Origin of the sequence: Streptomyces sp. IBSBF 2435 (genome assembly GCF_036815005.1) — a bacterium.
Taxonomy (GTDB): domain Bacteria; phylum Actinomycetota; class Actinomycetes; order Streptomycetales; family Streptomycetaceae; genus Actinacidiphila.
Genome location: NZ_JAJSYW010000265.1, coordinates 1 through 6,893 on the forward strand (window position 1 = coordinate 1; position 6,893 = coordinate 6,893).

Sequence of the window (6,893 nt, forward strand, 5' to 3'; positions counted from 1 at the left end):
GTGGGCAAGTGTGCGGGGGAGCTGGGGAGTCGATGGTGGAGGCAAAGAGCGGGCGGCTGTCCGTCGGATTGGCCGCGGCCGGGGCCACCCGGGTCGCGTACGCGCAGCTGCGGCGCAGACCGCCGGTCGAACCGCGGATGTGGCGCCGGACGAACTACGCCGGCCGCGGGGTCGAGCTGTACGGCGGCCTGGCCGCCGCGGCAGGTGCGGCCACAGCGGTGGCCGCGGCCCGCGGCCTGGCGCTGCGTACCCGGCTCGCCGCGGTCGGCGCCGCGCTGGCGGCCGGGGCCTGCGGGGCGTACGACGACCAGCACGGCTCGCCCGGGGAAAGAGGATTCGGCGCCCACCTGGCGGCGCTGCGCGAGCGCCGCTTCACCTCGGGCGCGGTGAAGCTGCTCGGCATCGGCGCCGCGGGCCTCGCCGCCGGCGCCCTGCTCAAGTCGCACCCGGCCGACCAGCTGCTGGCCGGCGTGGTGATCGCCGGCAGCGCCCACGCGGTGAACCTCCTGGACGTGCGGCCCGGCCGCGCAGCCAAGGCGGTGATCGCGGTCGGCGCCCCCGGCCTGCTGCGCCGCGGCCCGGCGGCCCTGCTGGCCGCCGCACCCGTCGGAGCCGCCGCCGCGGTGCTGCGCGACGACGTGAGCGAGCGCACGATGCTGGGCGACGCGGGCGCCCACGCGCTCGGCGCCGCGCTGGGCGCCGCCGTTGCCGTGGCCGACGGCAGGACCGGGCTGCTGCTGCATGCCACGGCGCTGGTCGCGATGGCGGCGGCGGGCGACCGGATCTCCTTCGCCGAGCGGTTGTGGAAGGCTCCCGGGGTGCGCCACGCCGACTCCTGGGGCCGGGTGATCCACCCGTACGGGTGATCCGTGGCGCGGATGAGACGGTCCGACACCGCCCGTGCCTGCCCCGCGACTTGCGCGGCCTGGCATCCTGGACTGGCCGTACCCGCCGCAGACCGTGCCCGAGTCAGGAGCAGTACCCCGCGTGAGCAGCACCGCCGACCCCTTCGCAGGGCAGCTGCACGCCGTGCATGTCCTCGGCACGACGGCGGGAGCACATGTCAGCTCACTGGTCGGCGGGCTGGTGGCGCGGGGTGTCGAGGTGACCGTGTGCGGCCCGCCCGCGGCCGAGGCGCACTACTCCTTCGGCACGACCGGCGCCCGTTTCGTCCCGGTCGACCTGGGCCGCCGCCGCGCCACCGCGGCCGACGCGCCGGTGGTCGGCGCGCTGCGGGCCGCCTTCAACGGCGCGGGCGTGGTCCACGCGCACGGGCTGTGGGCCGGATTCCTCGCCGCCGTGGCGCTCGGCGGACGCGGCGTCCCGCTGGTCGTGACCTGGCACGGCGGCGCCCCCGCGGCGGGCGGCCGCGGCCTGGTGCTGCGCTGGCTGGAGCGCCGGGCGGTGCGCGGCGCCACCGTCGTGCTCGGGGTGTCGTCCGACCTGGTCGACCGGGCGCGCCGCCTCGGCGGCAAGGACGTACGGCTCGCGCCGGCCGCCGTGCCGCGTCCGGTGGGCCGGCCGCCCAAGCCGCCGGGCGAGGGCGAGCGGCACCGGCGCAGGACCAGGGCCGACCACGGCGCCCTCGACCGTCCGCTGCTGCTGGCGGTCGGCAGGCTCGAACCGCGGCAGGGCTACGACCTGCTGCTGGACGCCGCCGCGCTGTGGTCGGCGGCCGACCCGGCGCCGCTGGTGGCCGTGGTGGGCGAGGGCGGGCAGCGGGCCGCGCTGGAACGCCGTATCGAGGCCGGGCGGCTGCCGGTGCTGCTGCTGGGCTGCCGCGACGACGTCCCCGACCTGCTGACCGCCGCCGACCTGGTGGTGCTGCCCAGCCGCTGGGAGGCCCGCGCGCTGATCGCCCAGGAGGCGCTGCACGCGGGGGTGCCGCTGGTCGCCACCGACGTCGGCGGGATGCGCGAACTGGTCGGCGAGGCGGCCGTCCTGGTCCCCTACGGCGACCCGCAGGCCCTGGCCGCCGCGGTCACCGATCTGCTGGCCGACCCCGACCGCAGGGCCGCGCTGTCCATCGCGGGCCGCGCCCAGGCCGCCACCTGGCCCACCGAGGACGACACGGTGGCCCAGGTGCTCAGCGTCTACGACGAACTCACCCGGCCGTAGGGCACGCGGCCCCGGGACGGCTCACGCCCTGCGGCGGTTCACGCCCGGAATGCGCCGGCCGCGGTCAGCCGCAGCGCGGTGTCGATCAGCGGCACATGGCTGAACGCCTGCGGGAAGTTGCCGACCTGGCGCTTGCGGCGCGGGTCCCACTCCTCGGCGAGCAGCCCCAGATCGTTGCGCAGCACGAGCAGCTTCTCGAACAGCCGCCGCGCCTCCTCCACCCGGCCGATCATCGCCAGGTCGTCGGCGAGCCAGAAGGAGCAGGCCAGGAAGGCGCCCTCGTCGCCGGGCAGTCCGTCGAGGTTGTCGTCGCCGCTGGTGTCGCCGCTGGAGGTCGGGTAGCGCAGCACGAAGCCGTCCTCGGTGGACAGCTCCCGCTGGATCGCCTCGATGGTGCCGATGACCCGCTTGTCGTCCGGCGGCAGGAAGCCCATCTGCGGGATCAGCAGCAGCGAGGCGTCCAGCTCGCGCGAGCCGTAGGACTGCGTGAAGGTGTTGCGCTCCCGGTCGTAGCCCTTCTCGCACACGTCGTAGTGGATCTCGTCGCGCAGGTCCTTGAGGCGTTCCAGCGGCCCGTCGACCTCGCCGGACTCGATGAGCTTGACCGTGCGGTCCACCGCGACCCAGGCCATCACCTTGGAGTGCACGAAGTGCCGGCGCGGGCCGCGTACCTCCCAGATGCCCTCGTCGGGCTCGTTCCAGTGCTTCTCCAGGTAGCGGATCAGCTTGAGCTGGAGCACGCTGGCGTAGTCGTTGCGGGCGAGGCCGGTCATATGGCCCAGGTGCAGCGCCTCGGTGACCTCGCCGTAGACGTCCAGCTGGAGCTGGTGCGCGGCGCCGTTGCCGATGCGTACCGGGGTGGAGCCCTCGTAGCCGGGCAGCCAGTGCAGCTCGTTCTCGCCCAGCTCGCGTTCGCCGGCGATGCCGTACATGATCTGCAGGTTCTCCGGGTCGCCGGCCACCGCCCGCAGCAGCCACTCGCGCCAGGCCTGCGCCTCCTCGCGGTAGCCGGTGCGCAGCAGCGAGGACAGGGTGATCGCGGCGTCCCGCAGCCAGGTGAAGCGGTAGTCCCAGTTGCGGACCCCGCCGATGTCCTCTGGCAACGATGTCGTCGGCGCGGCCACGATTCCGCCGGTCGGACCGTAGGTCAGCGCCTTGAGAGTGATCAGCGAGCGCACCACCGCCTCGCGGTAGGGCCCGGTGTACGTACACTGCTCGACCCACGCCCGCCAGAAGTCCTCGGTCGCGGTCAGCGACCCCTCCGGATCGGGCAGCGAGGGCTGCGGCTTGTGGGAGGGCTCCCAGCTGATGGTGAAGGCGACCCGGTCACCGGGTGCGACGGTGAATTCCGAGTAGGTCGTCAGGTCCTTGCCGTAGGTGTCGACCTCGGTGTCCAGCCACACCGAGTCGGGGCCGGCCACCGCGACCGTGCGGTCGCCGACCTTGTGCACCCACGGCACCACCTGGCCGTACGCGAAGCGCATCCGCAGCGAGGAGCACATCGGCACCCGGCCGCTGACCCCCTCCACGATCCTGATCACCTGCGGGGCGCCGTCGCGCGGCGGCATGAAGTCGATGACCCGGACCGTGCCGCGCGGGGTGTCCCACTCGGACTCCAGTACGAGCGAGTCGCCGCGGTAGCGGCGGCGGGTCGAGTTCGGCGGCTCGGCAGCGGCCGGGTGGGCCGGGCCGAGACGCCAGAAACCGTGCTGCTCGGTGCCCAGCAGCCCGGCGAAAACCGCCGGTGAATCGAACCTCGGCAGGCACAGCCAATCGACCGTGCCGTCCCGGCAGACCAGTGCGGCGGTCTGCATATCACCGATGAGTGCGTAGTCCTCGATACGCCCGGCCACGTGCGACTCCAGTCGAAATGACGGCGCCGCCCCACGTCCTGGGGCGGTCTTGCGGTCTGGGGATATTCGACGAGCTCATGATCCGGGAGCGGGCGGGATGGTGCCGTGCCGGCCGGCTCGCATCAATGCGTCCGTGAAGGATACGTCGTCCGGGTGGCCGGATGTGCCCGTCTCGGCGATCTTCGCTCAGCCGGCCGGGTGCAGTCCCGGCACACCGGACGTACCCGCCCGGGACGGCCGCCGCAGGCGCCGGCGACATCAGGACGTACCCGCCCGGGAGCGGCGCAGCGGGGGCGAAAGCCGCCGGTCGCCCGTGCCGCCTGCGATGGCGGCCCGGCCGCGCTGATACCCTGGTAGCCCGTGGGCCGGTGGGCTGAACCACTGAACCGCCGCGACGGCGCTCCCCGTACGAGCACCGTCCCGACCCTCACTCGCGACCACGGGAGCCCCCTCTTGGCAATTGCGCCGAAATCCACGACGACCAAGCACATCTTCGTCACCGGTGGTGTGGCCTCCTCGCTCGGCAAGGGACTGACCGCCTCCAGTCTCGGCGCGCTGCTCAAGGCACGCGGCCTGCGGGTCACCATGCAGAAGCTCGACCCGTACCTGAACGTGGACCCGGGCACCATGAACCCGTTCCAGCACGGTGAGGTCTTCGTCACCGAGGACGGCGCCGAGACCGACCTCGACATCGGCCACTACGAGCGCTTCCTCGACGTCAACCTGGCCGGCTCGGCGAACGTCACCACCGGCCAGGTGTACTCGACCGTCATCGCCAAGGAGCGGCGCGGCGAGTACCTGGGCGACACCGTGCAGGTCATCCCGCACATCACCAACGAGATCAAGTCCCGTATCCGGCGGATGGCCGCCGATGACGTGGACGTCGTGATCACCGAGGTCGGCGGCACCGTCGGCGACATCGAGTCGCTGCCGTTCCTGGAGTCGGTCCGCCAGGTCCGCCACGAGGTCGGCCGGGACAACGTCTTCGTGGTGCACATCTCGCTGCTGCCGTACATCGGCCCGTCCGGCGAGCTGAAGACCAAGCCCACCCAGCACTCGGTGGCCGCGCTGCGCAACATCGGCATCCAGCCGGACGCGATCGTGCTGCGCGCCGACCGCGAGGTGCCGACCGCCATCAAGCGGAAGATCTCGCTGATGTGCGACGTGGACGAGGACGCGGTCGTGGCCGCGATCGACGCGCCGTCCATCTACGACATCCCCAAGGTGCTGCACACCGAGGGCCTGGACGCCTACGTCGTCCGCCGGCTGGACCTGCCCTTCCGCGATGTGGACTGGGCGCAGTGGGACGACCTGCTCCGGCGGGTGCACGAACCCGCCCACGAGGTGAAGGTCGCCCTGGTCGGCAAGTACATCGACCTGCCCGACGCCTATCTGTCGGTCATCGAGGCGCTGCGCGCCGGCGGCTTCGCCAACAACGCCAAGGTCACCATCAAGTGGGTCACCTCCGACGACTGCAAGTCCCCGGCGGGCGCCGCGGAACAGCTTGCCGACGTGGACGCGGTCTGCGTGCCCGGCGGCTTCGGCGACCGCGGTGTCGAGGGCAAGGTCGCGGCGATCACCTACGCCCGCGAGCAGCGCGTCCCGCTGCTCGGGCTGTGTCTCGGCCTGCAGTGCATCGTCATCGAGGCGGCCCGCAACCTGGCCGGCATCGCCGACGCCAATTCCACCGAGTTCGACCCGGCGACCGCCCACCCGGTGATCTCCACCATGGCGGAGCAGCTCGACATCGTCGGCGGCAAGGGCGACCTGGGCGGCACGATGCGGCTCGGCACCTACCCGGCCAAGCTCGCCGAGGGCTCCATCGTCCGCGAGGTCTACGGCGACCAGCCCTACGTCGAGGAGCGGCACCGGCACCGCTACGAGGTCAACAACGCCTACCGCGCCGATCTGGAGAAGTCCGCGGGCCTGGTCTTCTCCGGCACGTCCCCCGACAACAAACTGGTCGAATACGTGGAATACCCGCGCGATGTGCACCCCTACCTGGTGGCGACCCAGGCACACCCCGAGCTGAAGTCCCGCCCGACCCGGCCGCACCCGCTGTTCGCCGGGCTGGTCAAGGCGGCGGTCGAACGCCGCACCGCCTGACCCCGTATCCCCACGCCCACTGCTCCCGGAAGGCGCAGCATGCTCAAGGACACCCCGGAGGAGTGGCGGGTCACGGCCACCGCCACGCCCTTCACCGGCAAGAAGACCAGCGTCCGCACGGACGAGGTCGTCATGCCCGACGGGACCGTCTCGACCCGCGACTACCAGGTCCACCCCGGCTCGGTCGCCGTCCTCGCCCTCGACGAGGAGGACCGGGTGCTGGTCCTGCGGCAGTACCGGCACCCGGTGCGGCACAAGCTCTGGGAGATCCCGGCCGGCCTGCTCGACATCCCCGGCGAGAACCCGCTGCACGCCGCCCGGCGCGAGCTGTACGAGGAGGCGCACGTCAAGGCCGACGACTGGCGGGTGCTCACCGACGTGTACACCACGCCGGGCGGCTGCGACGAGGCCGTACGCATCTTCCTGGCCCGCGGGGTCGCCGAGGCCGAGGGCGAGCGCTTCGAGGTCGCGGAGGAGGAGGCCGACATGGAGCTGGCCCGGGTCCCGCTCGCCGACCTGGTCCGCGGCGCCCTGGCCGGCGACCTGCACAACAACTGCCTGGTCGTCGGCGTGCTCGCGCTGCATGCCGCGCTCACCGGGGAGGGCCTGGACGCGCTGCGCCCGGCCGAGTCGCCCTGGCCGGCCCGGCCGTTCACCGCCTGAGGGGGCCATCCGCCACGTGACGCCGAAGTCCCCGGCGCGGGACTCCTCGCGTCAACTACGCTCATCGCCGTAGCCGCAACGGCAGCACCGACCCGGCCGGGAGCGTGGCCCGTGACAGACCAGTCCCTCCACTCGGACCCCGCTGCCCCGCGC

The 6,893-nt window shown here is 73.1% G+C and carries 5 protein-coding genes; 4 read left to right on the forward strand and 1 reads right to left on the reverse strand.

The window, feature by feature from the left end:
* Positions 1 to 32: 32 nt before the first annotated feature.
* Positions 33 to 866 carry a hypothetical protein gene (locus V7E46_RS31420; RefSeq protein ID WP_333771595.1) on the forward strand — a complete coding sequence of 278 codons (834 nt, stop codon included), beginning with the start codon at positions 33 to 35 and terminating at the stop codon, positions 864 to 866.
* A gap of 121 nt (positions 867 to 987) precedes the next feature.
* Positions 988 to 2,118, forward strand: coding sequence for a glycosyltransferase family 4 protein (locus tag V7E46_RS31425; protein WP_333771596.1), 1,131 nt, complete (start codon positions 988 to 990; stop codon positions 2,116 to 2,118).
* A 38-nt stretch (positions 2,119 to 2,156) separates the two neighbouring features.
* Here the strand turns inward: V7E46_RS31425 and V7E46_RS31430 are convergent, their stop codons facing one another.
* The gene (locus V7E46_RS31430; RefSeq protein ID WP_329180210.1) at positions 2,157 to 3,971 is read right to left on the reverse strand and encodes a glycoside hydrolase family 15 protein; all 1,815 of its coding nucleotides are present in this window, start codon (positions 3,969 to 3,971) and stop codon (positions 2,157 to 2,159) included.
* A 453-nt stretch (positions 3,972 to 4,424) separates the two neighbouring features.
* On the opposite strand from V7E46_RS31430, the gene V7E46_RS31435 reads away from it, so the two are divergent.
* Both V7E46_RS31435 and V7E46_RS31440 read left to right on the forward strand, forming a co-directional pair.
* A complete protein-coding gene (locus V7E46_RS31435) occupies positions 4,425 to 6,077 on the forward strand; it encodes a CTP synthase (protein ID WP_333771597.1) in 1,653 nt (550 codons plus the stop codon).
* A 39-nt stretch (positions 6,078 to 6,116) separates the two neighbouring features.
* Positions 6,117 to 6,740: an NUDIX hydrolase gene (locus V7E46_RS31440; RefSeq protein WP_333771598.1), complete on the forward strand. Its 624-nt coding sequence runs from the start codon at positions 6,117 to 6,119 to the stop codon at positions 6,738 to 6,740.
* Positions 6,741 to 6,893: the final 153 nt, after the last annotated feature.

Bases quoted from the DNA above. Each gene is read 5' to 3' on its own strand.
- V7E46_RS31420 (WP_333771595.1), top strand. From the start codon at position 33: ATGGTGGAGGCAAAGAGCGGGCGGCTGTCCGTCGGATTGGCCGCGGCC.
- V7E46_RS31440 (WP_333771598.1), top strand. From the start codon at position 6,117: ATGCTCAAGGACACCCCGGAGGAGTGGCGGGTCACGGCCACCGCCACG.